This window comes from Specibacter sp. NPDC078692, assembly GCF_040686835.1.
In the GTDB taxonomy this organism is placed as follows: domain Bacteria; phylum Actinomycetota; class Actinomycetes; order Actinomycetales; family Micrococcaceae; genus Specibacter.
In genome coordinates this window covers 40,798-63,367 of sequence record NZ_JBFBLV010000012.1, presented here as the reverse complement: position 1 = coordinate 63,367, position 22,570 = coordinate 40,798, and the positions used below count along the sequence as shown (strand labels likewise).

At 59.7% G+C, this 22,570-nt stretch carries 20 protein-coding genes, 1 tRNA gene and 1 pseudogene; 14 read left to right on the top strand and 8 right to left on the bottom strand.

Translation table 11 applies throughout. From position 1 onward, the window contains the following. Nucleotides 1-150: 150 nt before the first annotated feature. The 6 genes from AB0O97_RS10430 (at nucleotide 151) to AB0O97_RS10405 (ending at nucleotide 4,897) form a co-directional block, all read left to right on the top strand. On the top strand, nucleotides 151-363 hold the full coding sequence (locus tag AB0O97_RS10430) for an aldo/keto reductase (RefSeq protein WP_363882235.1): 213 nt from the start codon (nucleotides 151-153) through the stop codon (nucleotides 361-363). Next, nucleotides 303-497, top strand: coding sequence for a hypothetical protein (locus AB0O97_RS10425; protein ID WP_363882308.1), 195 nt, complete (start codon nucleotides 303-305; stop codon nucleotides 495-497). The genes AB0O97_RS10430 and AB0O97_RS10425 overlap by 61 nt, the downstream gene beginning before the upstream one ends. A gap of 163 nt (nucleotides 498-660) precedes the next feature. Continuing rightward, nucleotides 661-1,437, top strand: a complete 777-nt coding sequence (locus AB0O97_RS10420) for a cyclase family protein (protein WP_363840530.1) — start codon at nucleotides 661-663, stop codon at nucleotides 1,435-1,437. 47 nt (nucleotides 1,438-1,484) lie between these two features. Further along, complete coding sequence (locus AB0O97_RS10415; RefSeq protein ID WP_363882233.1) at nucleotides 1,485-3,140, top strand: thiamine pyrophosphate-binding protein; 1,656 nt, start codon at nucleotides 1,485-1,487, stop codon at nucleotides 3,138-3,140. Between the two features lie 69 nt (nucleotides 3,141-3,209). After that, entirely contained in the window at nucleotides 3,210-3,980 is a 771-nt protein-coding gene (locus tag AB0O97_RS10410; protein WP_363882232.1) for a DUF6318 family protein, read from the top strand. Next, nucleotides 3,977-4,897, top strand: a complete 921-nt coding sequence (locus AB0O97_RS10405; RefSeq protein ID WP_363882230.1) for a PKD domain-containing protein — start codon at nucleotides 3,977-3,979, stop codon at nucleotides 4,895-4,897. Before AB0O97_RS10410 ends, AB0O97_RS10405 begins: the two co-directional genes overlap by 4 nt. A gap of 78 nt (nucleotides 4,898-4,975) precedes the next feature. On the opposite strand, the gene AB0O97_RS10400 is transcribed toward AB0O97_RS10405, so the two are convergent. Both AB0O97_RS10400 and AB0O97_RS10395 read right to left on the bottom strand, forming a co-directional pair. Further along, the gene (locus tag AB0O97_RS10400; protein WP_363882228.1) at nucleotides 4,976-7,051 is read right to left on the bottom strand and encodes an acyl-CoA dehydrogenase; all 2,076 of its coding nucleotides are present in this window, start codon (nucleotides 7,049-7,051) and stop codon (nucleotides 4,976-4,978) included. Beyond that, nucleotides 7,048-7,779, bottom strand: a complete 732-nt coding sequence (locus AB0O97_RS10395; protein WP_363882226.1) for a TetR family transcriptional regulator — start codon at nucleotides 7,777-7,779, stop codon at nucleotides 7,048-7,050. Before AB0O97_RS10395 ends, AB0O97_RS10400 begins: the two co-directional genes overlap by 4 nt. A gap of 65 nt (nucleotides 7,780-7,844) precedes the next feature. Here AB0O97_RS10395 and AB0O97_RS10390 point away from each other — a divergent pair, with 65 nt between their 5' ends. From AB0O97_RS10390 to AB0O97_RS10380, 3 genes are read left to right on the top strand one after another with little or no spacing between them, the layout of a single operon-like run. Next, nucleotides 7,845-9,227, top strand: a complete 1,383-nt coding sequence (locus AB0O97_RS10390; protein WP_363882224.1) for an acetyl-CoA C-acetyltransferase — start codon at nucleotides 7,845-7,847, stop codon at nucleotides 9,225-9,227. A 5-nt stretch (nucleotides 9,228-9,232) separates the two neighbouring features. Then, entirely contained in the window at nucleotides 9,233-10,609 is a 1,377-nt protein-coding gene (locus tag AB0O97_RS10385; RefSeq protein ID WP_363840550.1) for a 3-oxoacyl-ACP reductase, read from the top strand. Further along, nucleotides 10,606-11,511 carry a MaoC/PaaZ C-terminal domain-containing protein gene (locus AB0O97_RS10380; RefSeq protein ID WP_363882222.1) on the top strand — a complete coding sequence of 302 codons (906 nt, stop codon included), beginning with the start codon at nucleotides 10,606-10,608 and terminating at the stop codon, nucleotides 11,509-11,511. Before AB0O97_RS10385 ends, AB0O97_RS10380 begins: the two co-directional genes overlap by 4 nt. Here AB0O97_RS10380 and AB0O97_RS10375 read toward each other — a convergent pair. From AB0O97_RS10375 to AB0O97_RS10365, 3 genes and pseudogenes are all read right to left on the bottom strand, one after another. Continuing rightward, nucleotides 11,508-13,262: pseudogene (locus tag AB0O97_RS10375) on the bottom strand (alpha/beta-hydrolase family protein). The gene AB0O97_RS10380 and the pseudogene AB0O97_RS10375 sit on opposite strands and share 4 nt — an antisense overlap. 51 nt (nucleotides 13,263-13,313) lie before the next feature. After that, on the bottom strand, nucleotides 13,314-14,078 hold the full coding sequence (locus tag AB0O97_RS10370; protein ID WP_363882220.1) for a DUF2786 domain-containing protein: 765 nt from the start codon (nucleotides 14,076-14,078) through the stop codon (nucleotides 13,314-13,316). A 678-nt stretch (nucleotides 14,079-14,756) separates the two neighbouring features. Further along, nucleotides 14,757-14,839: transfer RNA gene (locus AB0O97_RS10365), tRNA-Leu, on the bottom strand. A 193-nt stretch (nucleotides 14,840-15,032) separates the two neighbouring features. On the opposite strand from AB0O97_RS10365, the gene AB0O97_RS10360 reads away from it, so the two are divergent. Then, on the top strand, nucleotides 15,033-16,337 hold the full coding sequence (locus AB0O97_RS10360) for a M20/M25/M40 family metallo-hydrolase (RefSeq protein WP_363882219.1): 1,305 nt from the start codon (nucleotides 15,033-15,035) through the stop codon (nucleotides 16,335-16,337). An 18-nt stretch (nucleotides 16,338-16,355) separates the two neighbouring features. After that, nucleotides 16,356-17,507: an acyl-CoA dehydrogenase family protein gene (locus AB0O97_RS10355; RefSeq protein WP_363882304.1), complete on the top strand. Its 1,152-nt coding sequence runs from the start codon at nucleotides 16,356-16,358 to the stop codon at nucleotides 17,505-17,507. A gap of 63 nt (nucleotides 17,508-17,570) precedes the next feature. Here AB0O97_RS10355 and AB0O97_RS10350 read toward each other — a convergent pair whose 3' ends face one another. Further along, nucleotides 17,571-17,813: a DUF5703 family protein gene (locus tag AB0O97_RS10350; RefSeq protein WP_363840564.1), complete on the bottom strand. Its 243-nt coding sequence runs from the start codon at nucleotides 17,811-17,813 to the stop codon at nucleotides 17,571-17,573. A gap of 194 nt (nucleotides 17,814-18,007) precedes the next feature. Here AB0O97_RS10350 and AB0O97_RS10345 point away from each other — a divergent pair, with 194 nt between their 5' ends. Further along, nucleotides 18,008-18,328, top strand: a complete 321-nt coding sequence (locus AB0O97_RS10345) for a primosomal protein (RefSeq protein WP_363882217.1) — start codon at nucleotides 18,008-18,010, stop codon at nucleotides 18,326-18,328. Between the two features lie 21 nt (nucleotides 18,329-18,349). Here the strand turns inward: AB0O97_RS10345 and AB0O97_RS10340 are convergent, their stop codons facing one another. Then, nucleotides 18,350-19,285, bottom strand: a complete 936-nt coding sequence (locus AB0O97_RS10340) for an aldo/keto reductase (RefSeq protein ID WP_363882215.1) — start codon at nucleotides 19,283-19,285, stop codon at nucleotides 18,350-18,352. Nucleotides 19,286-19,377: 92 nt separating this feature from the next. Between AB0O97_RS10340 and AB0O97_RS10335 the strand changes: the two genes are divergently transcribed. Next, nucleotides 19,378-20,214, top strand: a complete 837-nt coding sequence (locus AB0O97_RS10335) for an undecaprenyl-diphosphate phosphatase (protein ID WP_363882213.1) — start codon at nucleotides 19,378-19,380, stop codon at nucleotides 20,212-20,214. 94 nt (nucleotides 20,215-20,308) lie between these two features. After that, complete coding sequence (gene mshC / locus AB0O97_RS10330) at nucleotides 20,309-21,598, top strand: cysteine--1-D-myo-inosityl 2-amino-2-deoxy-alpha-D-glucopyranoside ligase (protein ID WP_363882211.1); 1,290 nt, start codon at nucleotides 20,309-20,311, stop codon at nucleotides 21,596-21,598. Nucleotides 21,599-21,632: 34 nt separating this feature from the next. Here mshC and AB0O97_RS10325 read toward each other — a convergent pair whose 3' ends face one another. After that, nucleotides 21,633-22,523, bottom strand: coding sequence for a PAC2 family protein (locus AB0O97_RS10325; protein WP_363840579.1), 891 nt, complete (start codon nucleotides 22,521-22,523; stop codon nucleotides 21,633-21,635). Between the last annotated feature and the right edge of the window lie 47 nt (nucleotides 22,524-22,570).

Genomic DNA, 22,570 nt, shown 5'->3' with positions numbered 1-22,570 from the left:
GTGAAAGGACACCCATAATGCACACTCGCAGTCACACCCAAATGCCAGAATAGGACCCATCAGGCTGACGATCAGTCTTGAACCAGCAGATACCGCGCCTCATGAACGTTCGAGGTTAGTCCGCTCGGTAAAGGTTTCCTGACCGGGGCCGTGGCTCAACGGATTCAGTACGCGAGCGGAGATATGCGAACCACCATTTCGAAGTTCAGCGAACAGAATCGGCCAGCGAATCAGGGACTTCTTGACCAGGTCACTGCAATTGCTGAGACAAAGGGTGCTAGTTCTGGCCAGATTGCCCTCGCGTGGTTTCTTGCGCAGCAACCCTGGATCGTACCCATTCCCGGACCGGTCATACCTCACTGATCAAGGAAAGTGTTGGTTCAACAGCCGTAGTGCTCTCGGCCGACGAGCATGCCGCCGTTTCGGCCCTGGCTGCCAGCGTTGGTGTTGCAGGTGCGGGCTACAGTGGCCATCACCTCGGGCTGGTAGACGGTTAAGTAGTATCAGGGAGTTATGCTACGGGGCGTTGGATTTATGAGCAAGTGTGACCCGCAGGAATCCGCCATGTGAGCAGGGCTGTCTATTCGCACCAAAATACCGTCAGATGATTAACAAATCATTGCCCTGACGGTGCGTTCCGTCCTCACTTATGGAGATTCCTTGAGTCCTCTCACTGCAGTGCTGTCCTCACTGGCCACCGGAGCCGTCGAGGTTTGCGACCTGACCGCGCCGCTTTCGGCCGACACTCCTACCCTGGTGCTGCCCGAGCCGTTCGCCAACCTGATCGACTTCAGCATTGAGGCTGTCTCCGAGTACAACGAGCCCGGTCCCTTTTGGAAGCACCACAACATCCACACCGGTGAGCACATCGGCACCCATATCGACGCGCCGATCCACTGGATCTCCGGCCGCGACGGCAAGGACGTTTCGCAACTGGACCCGGCCCGCCTGGTGGGTCCCGCCGTAGTACTCGACTTCAGCGCAGAGTCCGCTGAGAACCCCGACTTTCTCATCGACGTCGAACATCTGCTTGCGTGGCAGCAAAAAAATGGTGCCTTCCCGGCCAATTCGTGGCTGCTGTTCCGCACCGGATGGGACCAGTATGATCACAGCCAGGAAGCGTTCCTGAACTTGGATGAGACCGGATCGCACACCCCCGGATTTACGGCAGAGTGCGCGCAGTGGATTGCCCAACAGCCGGAGATTTCCGGAATCGGCGTGGAAACCGTGGGGATCGACGCCGGTGAAGCAGCCGCGCTCAACCCGCCATTCCCCATGCACTACTTCCTCATGGGCGCTGACAAGTACGGGATCACCTCACTGAAGAACCTGGACAAGCTGCCGGCGCACGGGGCCATGATTGTGGTGGCTCCACTGCCTATTGTTGGTGGGACAGGAGCGCCCACCCGCGTGCTGGCACTGATCCCGGCGCAGTAATTGTGCTGCTCTAGCGTCGAGGCCACTACGCAGCTAAGGAAGCAGTCATGAATATTGCACAACTAGTCGGAAAAACCTTGGCTGAGCTGGGCGTTGGCCACTGCTTTGGTGTGGTGGGTTCGGGGAACTTCACCATTACCAATGCGCTCATGGAGCACGGCGTCCCGTTTACTGCGGCGCGGCATGAGGGAGGCGCAGCCACCATGGCTGACGCCTATTCGCGAACCAGCGGCAAGGTTTCCTTGGTCTCCGTGCATCAAGGGTGCGGTCTAACCAACGCTGCAACCGGCATTGGTGAGGCCGCCAAGTCCCGCACTCCCATGATCGTTCTTGCCGCTGAGGCTGCTCCCAGTGCAGTGTACTCAAACTTCGCCATGGACCAAGATGCACTTGCAGCATCTGTTTATGCTGTGCCAGAACGCGTGCACTCTGCTGCCAGCGCAGTGGCGGACACCGTCCGGGCCTACCGCCGCGCTGTGAATGACCGGCGCACTGTTGTGCTGAACCTGCCGCTGAACGTGCAGGCCCAAGAGGCTCCCACAGAAGCCGCCACTGTACCTGGCGTGGTTCCGGTTGAGCCCATCCGGCCTTCGCGTGCTGCTGTCCAGGCTTTGGCCCGATTAGTGGCCGATGCCCGGCGCCCGGTGTTCGTCGCCGGGCGCGGGGGTCGCGGCGCGCGGAACGAAATTCTCGCCCTCGCAGCTCATGCCGGTGCCCTGGTGGCGACCTCCGCGGTAGCCAAGGGTTTGTTCAATGGGGAGAAGTTCAATCTGGGGATCTCGGGCGGATTCTCGTCCCCGCTGGCGGCTGAGTTGATAGCTGATGCCGATCTCATCGTCGGCTTCGGCTGTGCCCTGAACATGTGGACCATGCGTCACGGTCACCTGATCGGGGCTGACACCAAAGTGGTCCAGGTTGACCTCGAAGAACAGGCGCTTGGTGCCAACCGGCCCATCGATCTGGGCGTGGTGGGCGATTCGGCTCAGGTTGCTGCGGACACTCTCGAGACCTTACTAACTACCGGCGTTGAGGTACGTGAAGGCTACCGCGGTCCGGCTGTTGCGGCTCGTATTGGATCCTCAATCCACTGGCAGCAAGTGGAGTTCGATGACCTTTCAGACGGCCAGCTCATCGATCCCCGCACCTTGACCAAGGCGCTGGATAAGATGCTGCCATCCGAGCGCATTGTGAGCGTGGATTCGGGCAACTTCATGGGCTATCCGAGCCAGTTTCTGAACGTGCCGGACGAATATGGTTTCTGCTTTACCCAAGCTTTTCAATCGATCGGTCTGGGATTGGCCACCGCGATTGGGGCGGGACTGGCGCAGCCGGGACGAATGCCAGTGCTAGGAACTGGCGACGGCGGTTTCCACATGGCGATCGCCGAGCTGGACACCGCGGTGCGGCTGAAAATGCCACTGCTCTGCATTGTCTACAACGACGCCGCTTATGGAGCCGAAGTGCACCACTTTGGCCTTGACGATCCTGCTGCAGACATGCGTTCAGTCGAGTTCCCAGAAACTGACTTTGCAGCCATTGGCCGTGGGTTTGGTGCGGATGGCATCACGGTTCGCACGCTTGCGGATCTGGACGCGGTAGGGGATTGGCTCGCTTCCAATCCGAGCAGACCTTTGGTTATCGATGCAAAAATCGCCAATGACTCGGGCTCATGGTGGCTGGCGGAGGCGTTCAAGGGACACTGACTCTTGGCACGCGCCTAACCCCTGTGGATCCCACCCTCCTGTGGATAACGTAGTGGCGCGTACTGCTGCTTGGCTGTATTTTGGAATGAAGCCAGCAGCCGCGACTTCAACGAGGAAGCCGTTGCTGTTCAGCAGATGTGGGGACAGGCCATGCGCCGCACCGTAGTTGAACATCGAGGAAGTAGACAATTCGCCCTAGTGCTACTAGCGGTCGGTTCCCTAGTTCTGGCCGGCTGTTCGTCCTCATCGCCGGTTGATCCAACAACTCCGACGAGCTCAGCTCCGACCACCAGCATCGAATCTTCAGGGCCTGCTGTGCCTCCAACAACGGCATCTCCGACTCCATCTCCTGCTGTTTACAAGCCAGCGACGGATCAGGGACCAGCCGAGAACGTCCCGGTTCCGGCATTACCGGAGAAAGCCAAAGAGTTCAGCAAAGAAGGTCTCATCGCCTTCGCTGAATACTGGTACTCAACCCTTGGCTATGCCTTTGAAACCGGCGATCCTGAGCCCATGATGGCCATCAGCGATCCCAACTGCAAAACATGCGAGGTCATGAGGAAAGCCGTCATTAGTGGCCATAAGGACGGCAAATGGATCATGGGCGGAACCATGGCCATCGATCCCCCTCGTTCAACATTTAACCAAATGGCAGACGGTACCTACCAGGCAACAACCATGGCGCGCCAAGAGCATGTGAAGTACTTCAAAGCCGACGGTACTATCTCGACAGACTTTGGTGTCAAAATCGCTGAGAAAGACATCTTAGTTGGGGTCTATCAAGACGGTCATTGGATTGCCAAGACTGTCGAACACGTCAACGGATCCAAATCGTCATGAAGACAGGTCCCTCTGCTCTGAGAATTCTTCTTATCCCGCTTCTCGTGGTTGCCTCACTGGCACCTGCGCCCACCCAAGCCGATGAAGCAGGAAACAATGACGCAGCATGGAACGGCGATGAAGTGGACACAGAGGGATGGCTACCGATTCCGGGGTCGGAAGGTGACTTAGGAAAATCGCCGTCCATCGGCGCTTCCGATGACTTTGTCTATGAAGCACGACTTGCCTGCACCGATGGTGACATGACGATCTTTCCTGCGTGCTCCACGATTATGCCCTCCTGCTCGACGGGCAGCAATGAGCCGCAGGGGGAAGCTGGAACAGCAATCTACTGGTATCGGGCTGACAAATCAGTTTCCCCATTAATCTGGCATTATTTCTCCGGCCCGACCTGCATCCATGACGAGCAACCCAGGGACCTCCTCGCTGAGATCGCCGGGCAAATAGCTACCGAGTTCCAGCGCACCCCAGTAGTAGCGGCCGAATTCGGCAGCCAACCCGGCCCTCACACCCTCCGCGGCAAAGAAACCAACGTCTGGGCCACAGCCACCACCCAAACCTTCAACCTCACCATGCTCGGCCAAAACGTCACCATCACCGCCACCCCAGTCGCCTACACCTGGAACTACGGCGACGGCACCATCTGGGGACCAACACCCATTCACGGCGCACCCCTGCACCAAGACCGGATCGGCGAACAAACCCAAACCAGCCACATCTACACCGAAACCGGCCGCCTCACCATCAGCGTCACCACCCACTTCGACGGCACCTACACCGTCAACGGCGGCCCCGAACTACCCATCCCCGGCCAAGGCAACATCCCCTCACCAGCCCAACCACTGACCGTCTGGCGCGCCGAAACCCACCTCTACGCCGACGACTGCATCGTCAACCCCAACGGCATCGGCTGCTAACCCAGGCAAAACCACCGCACAAAGGAACGACGGCGGCACCCAAGGTGGGTGCCGCCGTCGGCCATGCATCGGTGAAGGTTACTTCTTGGAAGCGGCCTTTGCCTGCTGGATTAGGACCTTTTCATCGATAGGACCATCGGAGCTGGCGCGGAGCTTGCGGAAGTAGTCGCGAGCTTCGTCCTGGCGCTCACGCTCAATGCCCGTGGCAATGGTGGCCCGCAGGTGTTCGGGTCCGTAGCCAAAGGCATCCACCAAATCGAGCGCGTGGGGACGCAATTTGCTGAGTATGCGGTTGATGTAGGGGGACAGGGTGCGGGCGCGCATCATGGAAATACGGCCATTCATCAAGTACCAGGAGAGGTGCTTTTCGATCAGGCTCAGGCCAAAAAGATCGCGAAGGCGGGTCATGACGCGCTTGGTACCAGGATCGGTAATACGGCCAAGTGCGGTGGTGAACGCTTCCCACTGCAACAACTCTGCGTGGGCGCGTGCGGCCTCAATGAGATCATGCTGATTGTTGTTGAAAACCTCTGCACCCTTCGCCTTGGGAAGCTTCGCGGCTTCCTTGAGAGCGCCGGCAACGTCAGCAACCATGGCCTGGACCCGATCGGACAACATGGCCCGCTGTGTGTCTTCATCCTTGAGTGCCTTGGCCGACTTCTGGGCCGAACCCGTGTCTGCTACAAACTGGGCAACCTGGCGCAGGCCAGTCTTGTTGATGGTTAGATCGGCTGCCTGATCGGCGACGAAACGGGCCAGGACACCAAAGTCTAGGTTCCGGAACTCCTTGCTGTAATCAGCCAGTAGACGTTTGGCGACCAACTGTAAGAGAACGGTGTTATCGCCTTCAAAGGTTGCGTAGACGTCAAGATCTGCACGCAATGAGGTGAAGCGGTTTTCCACCATGAACCCGGCACCGCCACACGCTTCGCGGCATTCCTGCAAAGTCTCCAGCGCGTGCCAAGTGCTCAGAGACTTCAAGGCGGCGGCAAGGGTTTCTAGGTCCTGCCGGTCTTCGTCGGTGTCGTGCCGTCCGGAGAAAACGTCGTCGAACTTCACCAGCAATTCCTCATGTGCAAAAGCGGCCGCGTAAGTGGTTGCCAAGAGAGGTAGGAGTCTGCGCTGGTGGCGCTGGTAATCCAGGAGCACCACTTCCTCGGTGTCCGAGGCGGCGTTGAACTGTCGGCGTTCGGTGGCGTACTGAATCGCGATCTTCAGGGCAACTTTGGACGCTGCCACGGCTGCGCCATCCAGAGAAACGCGGCCCTGAACCAGGGTGCCAAGCATGGTGAAGAATCGGCGGCCGGGACTGGCGATCGGTGAACTGTAGCTGCCGTCGACCGCCACATCACCATAGCGGTTGAGCAGGTTGGTCCGGGGGATCCGAACGTGATCAAAAGCTAGGCGGCCGTTGTCAATGCCGTTGAGTCCACCCTTGATGTTGTCATCCAGACCCTGAATACCGGGCAAGAATTCCTTCGTCTCAGGATCACGCAGGTCCACGTAAAAAGCGTGGACACCGTGGTTGACGCCTCTGGTGATGAGCTGGGCAAACACCACTGCGGCAAGCCCATCTACGGCTGCGTTGCCGATGTATTCCTTCCAGGCTGCCTGGAACGGGGTGTTGATGATAAATTCCTGCGACTGCGCGTCATAGGTAGCCGTGGTGGCGATGGACGCAACGTCGGAGCCGTGGCCAATCTCCGTCATGGCAAAAGAGCCCGGGATCTCCAGGTTCATGATGCCCGGGAGCCACTTGTCCTGATGTTCCTGGTTTCCCAAGTGCAGCACGGCGGAACCGAACAGGCCCCACTGCACGCCGCCCTTGATCTGCAGAGATGGATCAGCAAGGACCAGTTCCTCGAAGCCGGCAACGTTGCCGCCGTGATCGTCACTGCCACCAAGCCGGGTGGGAAAGGCGCGGTGAACACCTTCCTTCTCTACGAGAATGCCCAACTGTTCGAACACCCGCTTCCGGTGCTCGGTGTGGCTCAGGCCCTCAGTTTTGTGTAGCTCGGGCAGTCCGGCCAGCGCGCGGGCCTTCAATCGGACATCAGCCCATCGGCCCAGGAGAACTTCACCTAGCTCTGCGACGTCTACTGTGACATCGTTCTGGCTGGTTGTCGGAGACAGCGGGCTCATTGTGTCAGTCATGATTTTCCTTCTGCTGCAGTTGCTGAATGGTCAGGGGTGGCGGGGGAGGCAAACTGTCCCACGCCGTTGAATAGCCAGGCAGAGATCTGTCCAGCCATGGTGTTGAAATCTGGTTTGCCTGGTTCTCCGGGGCTTCGCAGCCACAGCTCTCCGGCTGTTCGAACCATGCCGATTGCCGCCTTGGGCCAGTAACCCAGCAAGGGTGATGTTGGATCGCCCAGCAGGTGCCGCAATGGATCGGTGATCATGGCGGTAATGCTGTCGAAGAATCCGCTCAGCTCACCTGACTGGCGGGATTCGCCATCTTCTGGCACCGTGACAAAAAAGTAGACGTTGGGGGATGTCTGCGCCATCTGCAGGTACGCCGAAATCATTGCGGTGACGCCTTCGAGGGGATCTGTGGCGCCGTGCCGGGCCGCAGCAATGGTGTCCTGCATTTGCCGGATCACTACCGTTCCCACGGCATTCCGCAACCCTGATTTGTCCCCGAAATAGCGGTAGAACACCGATTTTGATGTTCCGGCCGTGACGGCGATGTCCTCCATAGAGGCGTCGGGACCCAGCCGATGGATGGCTCTGCGGGTTGCTTTTATCAAGGCACGACGGCGTTCCTCACGGTGGGTATCCCATCTCACCGAGCGTCCGTCGAGAGATGCCACCGTGGCCTTGTCTGCGCTGGGCACTGAAGAGCGGGCGGACACGGCCGGCCCTTGCTGTAACGAGTTCACGATACTCAGCGTATCAGGTACGCTGGGTATCAGTAACAATCGGTGTTCCCGAAGGAGAGAGCTTCATGACAATCCCAAACGCAGCAGCATCCAGTAACCAGCCGGCAGGCGGCACTGCATCGAGAGGCAAGACTTCAGCCAGCTCACCGGCCGCCCCTCGCAAGGCAGTTGTTGTTGGCGGAAACCGCATCCCCTTTGCACGCTCCGGTGGTGCCTATGCACACTCCTCTAACCAGGACATGTTGACAGCCGCTCTAGACGGACTTGTTGCACGGTTCGGTCTGGCCGATGAAGAGATCGGTGAAGTTGCAGCAGGTGCGGTCCTGAAGCACTCCCGCGATTTCAACCTCACCCGCGAAGCAGTCCTTGGCTCGGCACTTTCGGCAACCACACCGGCCTACGATCTCCAGCAGGCTTGTGCAACAGGCATGGAAGCGGTCATTGGACTCTCCAACAAGATCAAGCTGGGCCAAATTGACTCCGCAATTGCCGGTGGCGTCGATTCCGCCTCGGATGCGCCCATTGCTGTCAGCGAAGGGTTGCGTGCCATCCTGCTCGATCTGAACCGAGCCAAGACCATGGGGCAGAAGGTAAAGATCATCAGCCGCATCCGGCCCAAGGACCTTTCCCCGGATGCGCCCTCCACCGGCGAGCCACGCACGGGCCTATCCATGGGTGAGCACCAGGCGCTGACAACGGCCCAGTGGAATATCACCCGTCAGGCCCAAGACGAACTGGCCCTGGCCAGCCATAAGAACCTCGCCGCTGCCTACGATCGCAACTTCTTCGATGACCTCATCACCCCGTTCCGCGGATTGAACCGGGACTCGAACCTGCGTGCTGACAGCAGTTTGGAGAAGCTCGCCAAGCTCAAGCCAGCCTTCGGCAAATCCCTCGGAGATGCCGCCACCATGACAGCCGGCAACTCCACGCCGCTGACCGATGGCGCCTCGACCGTGCTGTTGGCCTCCGAAGAATGGGCTGCTGCCCGAGACCTTCCCTTTCTGGCCGACGTGCTTGATGGCGAAGCTGCTGCCGTTGATTTTGTTCACGGTAAAGACGGTCTCCTCATGGCACCTGCCTTTGCCGTCCCGCGCTTGCTGGCCCGCAATGGCCTGACATTGGCGGACATTGACTACTTTGAAATCCACGAAGCCTTTGCCGGAACAGTACTCAGTACCCTCGCGGCGTGGGAAGACGAAGAGTTCGGCAAGACCCGCCTCGGCTTGGATGGTGCCTTTGGTTCCATCGACCGCGCCAAGCTCAATGTCAACGGTTCATCGCTGGCAGCCGGGCACCCCTTCGCTGCCACGGGCGGACGCCTCGTTGCCTCGCTGGCCAAGATGCTCCACGAACACGGTCCTGTTGACGGACGCCCGGCACGCGGCCTGATCTCCGTTTGTGCTGCTGGCGGCCAGGGTGTCGTTGCCATCTTGGAAGGACGGTAGAGACTATGAACTCCCAGAAGACATCCTCTGCCGCGCGGGAGAAGGCAGATAAGTACACCGAATTCGTCAGTCGTGGTTTCGGTAGGGACTTGGCCAAGCGACTAGGCCTGCCGCAGCCCGCCGTGTTGCGCCGCTACACCCCCAACACTCCTCTGGTTCAGGGACCCATTTTGGTTCTTGGCCAAGGAGCAGGGGCCGACGCCGTTGCCCAGCTGCTGCTCGATTGGCACCAAGATGTGCGCCGGCATGCAACACCCAAAGAAAAGTTGGGTGCCATTGTGGTGGTCCTAGACGAACTTGACCACCCGGACCAGCTCTCGGCGCCTATGCTCGCCGTTGGCGCTGCGCTGCGTGACTTGAACAAGAACGCCCGTGTGGTCGCTATCTCCAGGGTGGCAACTGTCAGTGACAAACCCGCAGTGGCTGCCGCACGCAACGGCGTGGACGGGATTATTCGCTCACTGGCTAAGGAACTGCGCGCCGGAGCCACGGCAAACGGTGTGTTGTTGGCCAACGACATCGCCGCGGACGCACCCAGCGCCTCGTCGGCGCTGCGCTTCTTCCTCTCGGCGCGTTCAGCCTTTGTGGATGGGCAATTCCTCACCGCTTCCTCCGCTGGTTCCACAGCGGAGGCCGATTGGGAGAAGCCCTTGGCTGGTTCTGTTGCCGTTGTCACGGGTGCTGCGCGCGGCATTGGGGCGTCCATTGCTCGTACACTTGCCCGTGATGGTGCCACGGTTTTGGCGGTAGACGTACCAGCAGCCGGAGACCACTTGGCCGCCGTCGCCAATGAAATCCATGGCACTGCGCTCCAACTGGACATCACCAGTCTGGACGCCGGTGAACGCATTTTGGAACATGCCATCTCCCGCTATGGGCGCTTGGATATCGTGGTGCACAACGCCGGTATCACCCGCGATAAGTTGCTGGCCAACATGGATGCCGCGAAGTGGGATTCAGTCATGGCCGTCAATATCGCATCCCAGTTGCGGATGAATGAGGCATTCCTGGCTAGTAGCGATTTCGCCAACAATCCGCGCATCATCAGTGTTGCCTCCACCAGCGGGATTGCCGGTAACCGTGGCCAAACCAACTATGCAGCGTCGAAGGCAGGGGTTATGGGCATGGTCCGTTCTACCGCACCCTTGTTGAGCGAAAGCGGTGGCACCGTGAACGCCGTCGCCCCTGGTTTTATTGAAACTGATATGACGGCAAAGATCCCCTTCGCCACGCGGGAAGTGGCCCGACGCCTGAACAGCCTGCAACAAGGCGGTAAGCCCAGTGACGTGGCCGAGGCCATCGCCTTCTTCGCCCAGCCTCAAGCAGCAGGTGTCACGGCGAATGTATTGAGGGTGTGCGGACAGAATATGGTGGGGCAATGAGCGAGCCTACCCTGCTGAGCGAGATGCCTTCGCTGTCCAAGCTCTACGTCAATGCCGCGGCCATGGCGGCCAAGAGCAAAGTGGTACGGAGCGAACCCATTGTGGCACTGCCCTCACGGGCAGTAGAGGTGCGTGGTGTGCGGGCCGATCTGGCCAAGGTCACGGAGTTTGCGCACCTGATGGGTGAGCCTGCACGTGACGTGTTGCCCTCTGGCTATCTGCACGCGTTGGTCTTTCCCGTGGCCATGTCGGTCATGGTTCAGGACGATTTTCCGCTGCCGCTACTGGGCATGATTCACCTGCGCAATCAGGTGGAACACGTGGCTCCGGTGTTGTTTACGGATGAATTGTTGGTACGGGCCTGGGCGCGCGACTTGGTGGGACATCGGAGCGGTACCCAGGTGCAGCTTGTGGCGGAAGTTTTTAACGCAGACGGCACGCAACTGTTGTGGCGTGGCGTTTCCACCTACCTCGCCAAGGGCGTTTTTCTGCCGGGTCTGGACAAGCCTACGGCGGCCGCCGGCCGCGTTGACTTCGTTCCGCCGGTGCCCACGGCGCAGTGGCGGTTGGGCGTTGATACGGGGCGAGCCTATGCGGCGGTCTCGGGTGATTTCAACCCGATCCACCTCAGCGTGATCACAGCGAAAGCACTGGGTCTGCGGCGTTCCATAGCCCATGGCATGTATGCGGCGTCTCGTGTACTGGCGACGGTTCCGCAGTCCAAGCCCCATTCGTTTAGCTGGGACATCAGCTTTGACACGCCCATGTTCCTGCCAGCTACGGTCTCCCTTGAGGTCCTTGACCACAGGACTGACGACGGCGTGTGGCTGAGCTCGGAGTTCACCGCGTGGAACGCCCACAGTGCCCGAAAGTACTTCAGCGGCACTGTGAGTGCAAGCTAGTTCGTCATCGACTCCTCATACGGGTAGGCAGCGATGACCGCTTGAATCCGGTCTAGTGCGGGCTGGTCCAGGCCACTGGGGGAGACCCCATTCCAGGCCTGGACCGCCACGTCACCAAAATTATGGCCGTGGCTGGCCGGAACCGATTCGCCCATGAACATATCAAAGGCCACTTGCAAGTAAGTGATCAGGGGTATCCAGCGCATGGAATCACTCACATCGGGGGCGCGGCCTCCGCTGGCTGCACTTCCTGCGAGCCAATCCGGTTTCTGCCGGATCAACCGAGGAGTCAACCACGTCACGGCGTCGGTGCCATGCTGCAGATACGCCACGCGGCCAGGTTCCCACGGTCCATCCAGTTTTTCAAAGTCACCATTGTTCGATAGCCAGCGCACGTTGCGTCCGCCGTCGAAGACGGGTTGCCATACGGGGGAGCCGGGGTCACGCTGGGCCTGTAGCTGACCCCAAGGTTGAGAGTTGTTCGGAGCCCCTGAAAAAACTGCTCCGCCAATGCTGCTAGTCAGATCTTCTACAGTGCTGAACGCGGATTGCATTCCGGAGGCCCCCAAACTCAGCCCGTAGACCAGCAATTCGGGGCGGTTGCCTTCCGGCATGGCATCCTATTCGGCCTTCACTGCCGAGTACAGTGCCTGTGCTGAGGTGCGGGGAAGATCTTGGTGGAAGAGAAATGAGACCCAGCTGGGTTGGTAGGAATATTGCATGGACACAATGGCGGTATCGCCGCCGTGCAGGTATTCCAGTGAATCTACTGCCTGCCGCTCCAGCCAGCCTGATCCAGTGGGGGTAGCAATCAGGAGAGTGCCGCGGCCAAACGCGCCCGTCCGTTTGAGTTCGGCGACGGCCACCTGCGCGCGGTCCGCCACGGAGTTCTCTTGCTCCGATCCTACATAGACACGAACCGGTTCCTTGGCTGGAGCCCGGGTCACTTGCTCGATGGTGGCTGCTGTGGGACCGCCACCCACAAAGGCGCGGCCCTGCATGCCTAATTTGTCCCAGTCAACCGCTGATGCCGATCCAGCAGAACGGAACTCCGAATCTGGTTCTGTGATGCCTGCAGGTGTGGTGTCATTCCTGGCTGAGTACACGCGGTCCGTGCCCATGAGAGCCCCTGAAACTAGCAAGGTCAAGGCCAGCGCCGCGGTCAGAATTCCAGTGAGCAGCCCACTAGCGGTGACGAGGCGGGTGTTCCAGCCTGCACGGCGAGCCCAGCGCCGTCCCAGGGCAGCCATCTGCACTAAACCCCAGCGGACACCAAAGACGACAGCTGCTACGAGAACCGCCACCAGGAAAAAGGTACCAAGTTCCATGGCGTCTATGGGGGGCATGTCCACTTTGGCACGGACCTCGTTTTGCCAGGACACGGCAAGAATTCCCACGACCGCCACATAGATCCCGCCCATGGCCCCGAGCGCTGGCCAGACCCACAAGGGAACTGCTTTCAGCGCTGTTGGATCAGCAGGAGCCGGAACAGAAGGCGCCAGACCATCTGGATCAGATAGCGCCAGTGTGGGTGTGGCCGTAATGGCAGAAAACTGTTTCCGCTGAACCAAGAATCCAGATACCGCACGCCATAACCAAGAAGCTGCCAGATAAGCCAGTCCGAAGCTGAGACCGGCCAGGAATCCTTGGAAAAGGGCGGGTCGTGGAACAAGGGATGGAGTCAGAGCAATGGCAACAGCTGCCACTCCCGCTACGAGCCCGGCAATGCGGGGGAATCGGGTGTGCTGCATGGCGGGCATGTCCTTACTGCTGCGTGTTGAATTGAAGTCCTAGCCTATCGGTTACGCCTTGAGTGAGCCGCGGACAGACGCACTCATTTCGGCATTGACGCTGGCCCTAGTGCCGGCGTAACTGCCGGCCGAATGTGCATTTCTGGATCCCATGGACATGCTTTGCCGCCGAGCCGCACGAAGCTGCGGGTACAAGTCATTGACGTGTTGGTCCGCGCGATCCCGGCGGCTTGCGAGCACCAGCTCGTTCCCGGGTTCTCCGTTGGTCACCTCAGCGCTGTAGATGGCGCCGATCCTGCCGGCGACGGTGGTGAGGAAACCGAGCTGAAACTGCCGACGTTCGAGGGTCTTTTCCTGAGCACTCAAGAAGTCTTTGTAGGGGTATGTGGGCCACCACGCCTGCATGGCTGCCGCCAATTGCAGACGCAAGGAATCGAAGAGTCGTAGCACCTGGGCCACATCGGACTCGGCCCCGATGAGATAGAGGAGCTTTTTGGACGGAGTATTGGCCTGCAGCACCCTGACGGTGTTGAAGGCCAAAGCGACCGAGGTGAATCCTCGTGCCTGGCCCACCTTGTATTGCCCACCAAATTCCACACGTTCCTCCACCATGGGCTCCTGTGGGCGGCCGGACTTACCGGCCTCGGCGTCGATGGTGGCCTGCTCGATGCCGTAACGAACCATAAGCCGTTCGGCATGCTCTTGAAAAGCTTGCGCTTCAGCAGGGAAGGGCGTGTTTGCCGCCTTGGCGAGCAATTTAGTGATCAGCTTGAGCGTTTTCTCGGCCTTGCGGCTAGATTCTTCCTCGGTCTTCATGGTGCAGCACTCCTTTGCATTGATCAGGACTCTACGGCGGGGGTCTGACAAAATAGTGGGCCCGGCCTAGAACCTATGAAGCACGGGGCGGGCCTTGACGGGCTGGACCACCGGTTAGGCAATGGGGCCTGCGCTGGACGGGGCGGTCGCCAGGTAGTTACGGGTTGGATTCGAAAACGCGGATGATGCGATGAAAATCGAGAATTTGTCGCTTCTTCTGCAGTCTCGAACAGGTTAAGCGCAGCATCTGCAGTTTCGAAGCAGAAGCCGTTGACACGCCCGGGCTGTACACACATTCTCGCCGCTACCCCGAGACCTTGGCCGCACTCGAGTCGTCAGATGCTGCACTCGAGTCGTCAGATATGGCCCGTTTAATCGCATTTTCGGGGCCAGACATGGCAACTCGAGGATTGCGGATTCGAAAACGCGGATGATGCGATGAAAATCGCGAATTTGTCGCGTCTTCTGCAGTCTCGAACAGGTTAAGCGCAGCATCTGCTGTTTCGAAGCAGAAGCCGCTGACACGCCTGGGCTGTACACACATTTTCGCCGCTACCCCCATTTTGGCCGCTAACCCAAGAAACACTGGGTAATCAGTGACCATAATCACGTCCAGGAAGGGCTCTTTCGGAAACAAAAAGACTCCCTGAGAACCTTAGTTCTCAGGGAGTCTGTCAGTGCGCGGAAAGGGACTTGAACCCTCACCCCGTTTCCAGGACTAGCACCTCAAGCTAGCGCGTCTGCCATTCCGCCACCCGCGCAGGTGATCGCAGGAATTCGTTTCTCGCTCTCGCTTGAATCGTTGTTCCCTGCAGCAGCGATGAAAACAATAGCACGACTTTTATGTGAAAGAACAATCGAGTCCTGCCCCGCCCATTTTCCGGCTGTCCGGGTGCCTGAAAAGACACGAAAGGTAGGCTGGACCAAACGCCCTAGAACATAAGGAGTCATCCCGTGAACAACGTCAGGCCAGAGGACGAAGTGGCAGGCATTTGCGCCGATCTCATTCGTTTCGACACCAGTAACTACGCCGATAACGAAGGTCCGGGGGAGCGGGCCATTGCTGAGCACACTGCTGCTTTGATTTCCGAGGTGGGGTTGTCGGCTGAGCTCTATGAGTCGTCTCCGGGGCGAGCCAATGTTGTCAGCAGGATTTCTGGAACGGATTCTTCACTGCCAGCCCTGGTGGTGCACGGGCACCTAGACGTAGTTCCGGCGCAGGCCTCGGACTGGAGCGTTGATCCCTTTGCCGGCGAAGAACGTGACGGGATGATTTGGGGTCGCGGGGCGGTCGACATGAAGGATATGAACGCCATGATGCTTTCGGTCATGCGCTCTATGGGTCGCGAAGGCCGTCAGCCCAAGCGGGATCTGATCTTCGCCTTCTTCGCCGATGAGGAAGCTGGCGGCAAGTATGGTGCCCGCTGGTCCGTGGACAACCGCCCCGATCTATTCGAAGGAGCAACTGAAGCCATCTCCGAGGTGGGTGGCTTCTCCACCGACATCAACGGTAAACGCGCCTACCTCCTGCAGACCGCAGAGAAGGGCCTTGCTTGGTTACGCCTGACCGCCCACGGCCGCGCCGGCCACGGATCGCACATCAACACTGACAATGCGGTGACCCGGCTGGCCCGGGCCGTAACCCGGATTGGTGATCACGAGTGGCCCATTGAGTACACCGATACCACCCGTGCCTTCCTCGAGGGCGTTTCGGAGCTCACCGGCATCGAGTTTGACGAGGGAAACCCGGAAACTCTGCTGAGCCAGCTCGGCACGGTGTCACGATTCGTTGGCGCAACACTGCAAAACACGTCCAACCCCACGTTCCTGAAGAGCGGCTACAAGGCAAATGTGATTCCCGGCACGGCCGAGGCCATGATCGACATCCGCACGCTGCCCGGCCAGCATGAGCAGGTCCTTGAAATCGTCCGCGAGCTTGCAGGTGAGGGCATCGACATCTCCACCATCCACAACGACGTCTCGCTCGAAACTCCCTTCGCCGGCAACCTCGTGGACGCCATGATCGATTCCCTCCACACTGAAGATCCCGGCTCCACCGTCCTGCCCTACACGCTATCCGGCGGTACTGACAATAAATCGCTGAGCCGTCTGGGCATTAGAGGCTATGGCTTCGCCCCACTGCAGCTGCCCGCGGAGTTGGACTTCACTGGCATGTTTCACGGAGTGGACGAACGCGTTCCCGTCGATTCACTGAAATTCGGCTCCCGCGTTCTGGACCGCCTGCTGAGCAACTACTAAGGACCTCGCACCATGAGTATTGACCTGCAAGAACTGCTCCCCGATGAGCTGCTGGAACGTTTCCGAGTCCGTGCCAAGGGTTATGACGAACGCAATGAGTTTTTCCACGAGGACTTCGCCGAACTCAAGGACCAGGGCTACTTGCGCATGTTTGCTGCCACGCACGACGGCGGACTCGGCTTTGGTCTGGAGCAGGCCGCTGCCGCACAACGCAGGTTGGCGACAGCCGCCCCGGCCACCGCATTGGCGATCAACATGCACTTGGTGTGGACCGGCGTCGCACATCTTCTCGCGCAGCGAGGGGACAACTCTCTCCACTATGTGCTGACGGAGGCGGTGGCGGGGGAGGTGTTTGCCTTTGGTAATTCGGAGGCGGGCAACGATTCGGTGCTGTTCGATTCCAACACCGTGGCAGCGCCCCAGGGCGACGGTAGCTACTCCTTTACCGGCACCAAGATCTTCACCTCGCTCTCGCCAGCCTGGACCCGGCTGGGGATCTTCGGGAAGGACAGCAGCGGGGAGGAAGCTGTTCTAGTGCATGCGTTCATCACCCGTGAGACACCCGGATACACCATCAAAGACGATTGGAACACGCTCGGCATGCGGGCGAGCCAGTCAAACACCACCGTGCTCGACGGCGTGGTGGCACCGGCTGATCGGGTGTTCCGGAAACTGTCTGTGGGCCCCAACGCGGACCCGCTGATCTTCTCCATCTTCGCTTGCTTTGAGACGCTGCTGGCCGCCGTGTACACGGGCCTGGGCGAGCGGGCGCTGCAGCTTGGTGTGGAAACGGTGCATAAACGTAAGTCCAAGAAGTCGGGCAAGAGCTACGCTCAAGATCCGGACATCCGTTGGCGCATCGCCGACGCAGCGTTGGCCATGGACGGCCTTTACCCGCAGCTGGAATCGGTGGCCCGCGACGTAGACAACCTCGTCAATCATGGATCCCAGTGGTTTCCCAAGATGGTGGGACTGAAAGTTCGGGCCACGGAAACGGCCAGGACAGTAGTGGATTTGATCATCCGAGTCAGCGGAGGCAGCAGCTACTTTGCTGGCAATGAACTCGGCCGCCTCTACCGTGATGTGTTGGCGGGAATGTTCCATCCTTCGGACGACGAATCGGCGCACTCCACGATTGCCAACGCATGGCTGGGTCCGCTCGAGGACTGAACGGGGGCCCTAAGTGCAGTGGCCACCAGTCCCGTGGTTCTGGGTGGTTGTGGAAGGCGCGGCTCAGGAGAAGATATCGAGGGTCCGCTGAACCCGTAGCACCCTGCGGCGCATCACGTATTTGCGGTGACCGCCCATGTACAAGGTGCTGCGGGCCAGCTCCCACTTGCCATATTCGGCATGTTCACGCAGACGCTGATAAGCGGTCGGCACCGACTCGCCAGCGGAGACCGTGATTTCCAAGTACTCGTACTGGCGCAGGGGTGCCCCCGGGCTGGTCGATGCAGGTTTCAAGGTTTCCCTCATGAAGTGTCCTTCCTGTCAGTACTTTCCGAGCCACTTGCCGCCGCTATCCCTCCGGCAGACCCCTAACAGTGGGGTATCTAGAGCTGGTGCGCAAAGTGTGCCGCTTCACACCAAGCTACCCGTGTTTCCCGCCAAAATCCTCACCCAGTGAAAAGGACTTTCAAGTTACCGGGCACACTGGTACCGTCAATCGCATGAGCATCGATCCCCGCGCAGCCCTGAGTGCCCTGACTACCGCCCTAGAAGAACACCTGGTTGCCGCTTCGGCACGCCGCGGGGAAGAAGACCCCATCGTCGAAGCAACCTTCCTTGGCATCATTGACGCCTTTGAAGCCTACGAAGAAGCGCTCTTTGACGCCTTCGATGAAGTAACACCATTAGTCATCTACGGCGAAGACGGTGAAGAAGGCGACTTTGATGACGACGACGACAATGATGACGACTCCGAAGACGATGACAACGATGACGATTCAGAGGACGAGCCGGAGAATTCAGGCAGCAGTACCCAGGGATAGCTAGCAACTCGTAGCTAGCTGTCAGGAGAGCTGGGAAACCTCGTTCAGGACCGTTGCGATTTGTTCCGGCAGCGGTTCCAGGGAGGACGTAAGGATTTCCTGCAACTGCTCTTGGGTGCGCGGGCCAACCACGGCCGAAGCCACGGCATGGTGCTCCAGCAGCCAGCCCAACGCAACATCTAGAGGAGCCCGTCCTAGGCCTTTGGCGGCCGTAATCAAGGCCTCGGTGATGCGGGCCGGGCGGCCGTCCAAATACCTCTCTACGTAGGCGCTCATGGTGGTGCTGGCTCCGCGTGAGTCAGCCGGAATCTGTCCACGGTACTTTCCGGTCAGGACGCCGCGGCCCAGAGGAGCCCAGCACAGCAGGCCCGCGCCCATATGCTCGGCGGCGGGGACCACCTCCCGTTCGGCCTCGCGAGCCAGCAAGGAGTACTCCACTTGATTGGCCACGAGCGTGGTTTCACACAGGGTCGCGGCCCGTGCAAACTGCCAGCCGTTGTAGTTGGAGACTCCGGCATAGCGTACGCGTCCGCTGCTGACGGCATATTCCAAGGCGCTAAGAGTCTCCTCCAAGGGCACGTTTTCGTCCCACACGTGTGCCAGCCACAAATCTAGATGGTCCGTACCGAGACGCGCCAGGGAAGCATCAAGTCCGGCAAGCATGGCACGCCGGGACGTGTCCACCATTCGTTTGTCGCTGCGGTGACTGACGCCAGCTTTTGAGACCAACACCACATCGCTGCGGGGGACTACATCTCCGAGCAGTTCGCCGAGGATCGCTTCACTGCGCCCCTCAACATAACTGACGGCAGTGTCCAGTGTGGTGCCGCCGGCATCCACGAAATCTCGCAGTTGCGCCCGCGCAGTCTCGGGGCTGGTTTCATTTCCCCAGGTCATTGTGCCCAAGGTCAAGGCAGAAACGCGCAGTCCGCTGGTGCCCATGAATCGTTGTTCCATGGCTGCAAGCTTACGGGGAATTGGCTGTGTGTTTTGCCCGACGTTGCCGCGTGTGCATGGCGTAGCGGCCTACATGCTTTAGGCTGAAACCCGTGAACTGGTTTGAAGCTGCCTTCTTAGGCCTTGTCCAGGGCCTGACTGAATTCCTCCCGATTTCTTCAAGTGCCCATCTCTTCGTCGTCGGTAAATTCCTGCCCTCAGGGGAGGATCCCGGTGCGGCCTTTACCGCTGTCAGTCAGCTGGGCACGGAAACTGCCGTGCTGCTGTACTTCTGGCGCGATATTGTTCGCATCATCAAAGCGTGGTGGGGATCGCTGCGGGGACGTGTGCCTCGCACCGATCCAGATGTCCGCATGGGTTGGTTGGTCATCATCGGCAGCTTGCCCATTGCTCTGCTGGGTGTGCTGTTCCAGCACCACATCGAATCCACCCTCCGAAACTTGTGGCTCGTAGCCACCACCTTGATTGTCTTCGGCTTGATTCTTGCCGTGGCGGACCATATCGCGAGCCAGCAGCGCGAGCTCAAGGACCTGAGCTACAAGCACGGCATCCTCTACGGATTCGCCCAGGCGCTGGCCTTGATTCCGGGGGTTTCACGTTCCGGCGGGACAATCACCGCCGGCCTGCTTATGGGTTACACACGTGAGGCCGCGGCACGCTACGCATTCTTGCTGGCCATCCCCGCCGTTTTTGGTAGCGGATTCTATGAGCTGTACAAGGTTTTCGCTAAGCACGAGGGCGCTCAGGGCCACTTCGGCATCGGCGAAATCGCACTGGCAACCGCCATTGCTTTCGCTGTGGGATATCTCATCATTGGCTGGTTCCTCAAGTACATCTCTACGAAGAGCTTCCGCCCCTTCGTTTGGTACCGCATTGGCTTGGGATTGCTGCTCTTCATCCTCCTCGGCACCAACGTCATTACCCCCTAGGGGAGAGGCGTTAACTCTCCAGCCGGCCAAGCCTTTGCGCTTCCTAAAGCTCTCTTCGCTCACTTTGGGTCCCTCGGCGGTTAGGCTTGTGCATGTGAAAACTTGGAAGTCCCACTCCCTGCCCCAGCTCCCCGGACTCATGCCTGCCCTTGCGTTGCATGAAACGACTCGGAATCGAGTCGAGCTTTTGCCGGAGACTGGCCCAGCCAGCATGTATGTTTGCGGCATCACCCCCTACGACGCCACCCACATGGGCCACGCCGCCACTTACGTTGCCTTCGACCTGCTCAACCGGGTATGGCGCGACGCGGACCGCACCGTCAACTACGTACAAAATGTCACTGACATTGACGATCCCCTCCTAGAACGCGCAACCCGCGACGGCGTTGACTGGCGTGAACTGGCAGCCTCCCAAACGGCGCTATTCCACGCCGACATGGAAGCCCTGAACGTGCTCGCCCCAGATCACTACATCGGTGCAGTTGAAGCCATTGAATGGATTGTGCCCGAGATTGAGAAGTTGTTGGCCGCGGGTCTCGCTTACCCCGTTGCGGGAAACGATGGAGCGCCCGACGGCGATATTTACTTCTCCGTCGAGGCCGCCTCGGCTGCCGAAAAAGATAACGGACCCGAAGCGGCGTGGTGGTTGGGGCAGATCTCGGGCCTCAGCCAAGAGGAAATGCTTCCTGTCTTTGCTGAGCGTGGCGGAGACCCGGCCCGCCCGGGGAAACGCCACCCGCTCGATGCCTTGCTCTGGCGGGTCGCCCGCGACGGAGAGCCCTCCTGGGACGGTGCCTCCCTGGGCGCCGGACGACCCGGTTGGCACATTGAATGTACCGTTATCGCCCAGCGATTCTTGCCCAAGCCCTTCACGGTGCAGGGCGGCGGCAGCGATCTAGTCTTCCCGCACCACGAGATGGGAGCTGGCCACGCCTATGCGCTGAGCCACACTCCCATGGCATCGCACTACGTCCACACGGCCATGGTTGGTCTGGACGGTGAAAAAATGAGCAAATCCCTGGGTAACTTGGTGCTCGTTTCACAATTGCGTGCAGAAGGTGTTGACCCGGCCGCTATCCGGTTGGCAATCATGGCCCATCACTACCGCAGTGACTGGTTCTGGACACAGGAGCTGTTGGAATCCGCGCAGGACCGGCTGGAGCGTTGGCGGAAAGCGGCACCGCGTGCTGCCGAAGGCTCTGCCATGGCGTTGGTGGCCGAACTGCGTGCGGCGCTGTCGCAAGATTTGGATGCGCCCCGTGCCCTGGCTGCCGTAGATGCTTGGGCGGAACTATCTACCGCTAGCGATGCCACCCCAGCTTCCGAGCGCGATTCCGCATTGGTATCGGATGCTCTTGAAGCCCTCCTCGGCGTGGAGCTCTAAGCCACAGAGGTCGGCGGTGCAGCCCTCAGCGAGCTTAGGGCTGTTCGTTGCCTCTACGGCGCAGGTAGCGCTCGAATTCTTGGGCAATGGATTCGCCGGTCGCTTCTGGCAGTTCTGCCGTGTCCTTAGCTTGTTCCAGCTGTTGGACGTACGCGGCGATCTCGGCGTCCTGGGACGCCAGTTCGTTGACCCCGCGTTCCCAAGCATGGGCGTCCTCGGCCAAGTCGGTAGTGGGTAAGGAGACCTTCAAGAAGTCTTCGATCTTGTTCAGCAACGCCAGTTCAGCCTTGGGGGAAGGCGCCTGAGCCACGTAGTGCGGCACGGCTGCCCACAGCGACACGGTGGGCAGCCCCGCCAGCAAGGCAACCTCATTGAGTACCCCGACAATGCCAATGGGGCCCTCGTATTGGGAGGCTTCCAGCTTCAAACGAGTGGCGAGCTCGTCGTCGTCGCACGTTGCTGTGACGGGAATGGGACGTGAGTGGGGAACGTCGGCCAGTAAGGCGCCCACTAGTACCACGTAGTTGACGTTCAGTTCGGCGGCCTTGGCCAACAGCTCTGCCGTGTAGGCACGCCAGCGGTACGACGGTTCAATGCCGTGCACCAGGATCACATCAATGTTGGTGCCCGGAATGGAAGCTTTGGCGATCTTGGTGACGGGCCATTTGATCTTGTGGCCGCCGGAGGAGGTGAGCCGAACTTCGGGGCGGGTGAATTGGAAGTCGTAATATTCATCGGGTTCAATCACCGCGACCCGTTTGGCATCCCACAGTCTGTGCAAGTATTTGAGGGCGTCGCTGGCTGCCTCGCCGGCGTCGTTCCAGCCTTCAAAGGCGGCTAACAGGACTGTTAACCGCTCCTCACCGGCAGGCACTTCCAAAAACGCTTCCGGTTCTTCGGCTTCTCCACCACTGAATGTGCTCACATCCCCAGCCTAAGGCGCCTAGCGGTTTGCGGCACCACCCACCACGC

Excerpts from the sequence above, each read along its gene's own strand:
- AB0O97_RS10345 (WP_363882217.1), top strand. The coding sequence starts at position 18,008 with ATGAGCATCGATCCCCGCGCAGCCCTGAGTGCCCTGACTACCGCCCTA.
- AB0O97_RS10390 (WP_363882224.1), top strand. The coding sequence starts at position 7,845 with ATGACAATCCCAAACGCAGCAGCATCCAGTAACCAGCCGGCAGGCGGC.
- AB0O97_RS10370 (WP_363882220.1), bottom strand. The coding sequence starts at position 14,078 with ATGAAGACCGAGGAAGAATCTAGCCGCAAGGCCGAGAAAACGCTCAAG.
- AB0O97_RS10385 (WP_363840550.1), top strand. The coding sequence starts at position 9,233 with ATGAACTCCCAGAAGACATCCTCTGCCGCGCGGGAGAAGGCAGATAAG.
- AB0O97_RS10340 (WP_363882215.1), bottom strand. The coding sequence starts at position 19,285 with ATGGAACAACGATTCATGGGCACCAGCGGACTGCGCGTTTCTGCCTTG.
- AB0O97_RS10400 (WP_363882228.1), bottom strand. The coding sequence starts at position 7,051 with ATGACTGACACAATGAGCCCGCTGTCTCCGACAACCAGCCAGAACGAT.
- AB0O97_RS10380 (WP_363882222.1), top strand. The coding sequence starts at position 10,606 with ATGAGCGAGCCTACCCTGCTGAGCGAGATGCCTTCGCTGTCCAAGCTC.
- AB0O97_RS10350 (WP_363840564.1), bottom strand. The coding sequence starts at position 17,813 with ATGAGGGAAACCTTGAAACCTGCATCGACCAGCCCGGGGGCACCCCTG.
- AB0O97_RS10405 (WP_363882230.1), top strand. The coding sequence starts at position 3,977 with ATGAAGACAGGTCCCTCTGCTCTGAGAATTCTTCTTATCCCGCTTCTC.
- AB0O97_RS10415 (WP_363882233.1), top strand. The coding sequence starts at position 1,485 with ATGAATATTGCACAACTAGTCGGAAAAACCTTGGCTGAGCTGGGCGTT.